At 69.7% G+C, this 1715-nt stretch carries 2 protein-coding genes and 1 pseudogene; 1 reads left to right on the top strand and 2 read right to left on the bottom strand.

Going from position 1 to position 1715, the window contains the following annotated elements:
- Positions 1-198: pseudogene (locus tag M6444_RS17210) on the bottom strand (hypothetical protein); the annotation flags it as partial.
- Positions 199-374: 176 nt separating this feature from the next.
- On the opposite strand from M6444_RS17210, the gene M6444_RS17205 reads away from it, so the two are divergent.
- Positions 375-1049 (top strand): O-methyltransferase, encoded by a 675-nt coding sequence (locus M6444_RS17205; protein WP_298330170.1) that lies wholly within the window; start codon positions 375-377, stop codon positions 1047-1049.
- A 37-nt stretch (positions 1050-1086) separates the two neighbouring features.
- Here the strand turns inward: M6444_RS17205 and M6444_RS17200 are convergent.
- A partial coding sequence (locus M6444_RS17200; protein ID WP_298330166.1) for a WYL domain-containing protein occupies positions 1087-1715 on the bottom strand: 629 nt, incomplete at its 5' end.

Below are 1715 nucleotides of genomic sequence, written 5' to 3'. Positions count from 1 at the left end.
TTCGCGACGGCCCACCAGGGAGACGGCGTCGGGCCGGACCTCGATACGCGTCCCGTCAGCCAGAACCACCTGGTACGAACCGTCGCGACGCTGCACGACCCGGCCCACGGCGCCCCGCTCGGCAGGGCCGGTCCCGCTCGTTCCGGGCTCTCGGACGACCACCTGCGCACCGAGCGGAATCGGCGCTTGGTCGCTCATCACGTACCCCCCACCGCCGGGATTCCGGCCACGCGGCCAGTCGAACGACGATCGCAAGACATGAGGCCATTCTCTCGCGGATCGGGTGCGACCGTGACCGACCGGCGAGTATCGGCCCGCTGCGGCCATGCCGGGTCGATGCTCGAGCGCCGGTACCGCCGGGCTACGTTGGCGCTATGACTCAGGAGCAATGGTCCGCCGTCGACAGCTATCTGACCGACCACGTCGTCGGCACCGACCCGGTCTTGGACGCAGCGCTGAAGGCCAGCGCCGACGCCGGGCTCCCGGCCATCAACGTGGCTCCCAACCAGGGCAAGCTCCTGCATCTGCTGGCCGTGATCCACGGCGCTCGGCGCGTTCTCGAGATCGGCACCCTCGGCGGGTACAGCGCCATCTGGCTCGCGCGGGCCTTGCCCGCGGGCGGGCGCCTGATCTCACTGGAGGCCGACCCCGACTACGCCGAGGTGGCGAGGTCGAACATCGTCCGGGCCGGATTGACCGACGTGGTCGAGATCCGTACCGGTGCAGCCCTGGACACGCTGCCGAAGCTCGCCGACGAGGGGACGGACCCGTTCGACCTCGTCTTCATCGATGCCGACAAGTCGAACAACCCCCACTATTTCGACTGGGCCCTGCGCCTGACCCGCCGCGGGAGCGTGATCATCGTCGACAACGTCGTCCGGGGCGGCGCTGTCATCGACGCCACCTCCGATGAGCCGAGTGTCATCGGAACTCGCCGGCTGTTCGAGCAGATCTCCACCGAGCCCCGCGTCGACGCCACCGCCGTGCAGACCGTCGGCAGCAAGGGCTACGACGGTTTCCTGCTCGCCACCGTCACGGCCGAGGTGTGATCCGTCGCACCCCCACTCGACGTCGACAACGGCCGACTCAGGCCGAACGCAGCAGCCGCTCGCCCAGCTCGCGCAGGTAGGTACCGAACTCGTCCGGCTGCACGATGGTGAATTCCGCGCCGACGGTGCTGAGCACGAAGGCCGGCCACTCGAACGCGTCGACGTTCATGGTCAGGCGGCTGACCTGCTCGTTCAGCGCCTCGACCGTGCCCCAGTCCCAGACGGCCCGTTGAACGGTGGCCGGGGCCGCGCAGACATCGACGATCACCTGATATCGCGTCGGTATCGACGCGAGCTGGTCACGGACGAATTGCGCAGCGTCGCTGGCCGGCAGCTCTCGAGGCCGGAACCGCACCCCGGTGACCGCGGGTTCGGTGAGGCGATCGACCCGGAAGGTCCGCCAGTCGTGCCGCTCGGTGTCCCAGGCCACGAGGTACCACCGGCTGCCCAACGAGACGAGCCGATGCGGTTCCACCAGCCGACTGGCTCGCTCTCCCGCGCGGGTGCGGTAGCCGAACCGTAGCCGTTCGTCGTCGCGGCAGGCCTGGGCGATCACCGTCAGGGTGTTCGCGTCGACGGTCGTGCCCGCGCCGAGCGCCGCCGGCACCGTGTAGGTCTGCAACGCGTCGACCCGCCGACGCAGCCGTGGCGGCATGACCTGGACGA

It is taken from the genome of Haloactinopolyspora sp., assembly GCF_027324685.1.
In the GTDB taxonomy this organism is placed as follows: domain Bacteria; phylum Actinomycetota; class Actinomycetes; order Jiangellales; family Jiangellaceae; genus Haloactinopolyspora.
The sequence above is the reverse complement of the archived record's forward strand: the minus strand, read 5'-3'. Positions and strand labels throughout refer to the sequence as shown.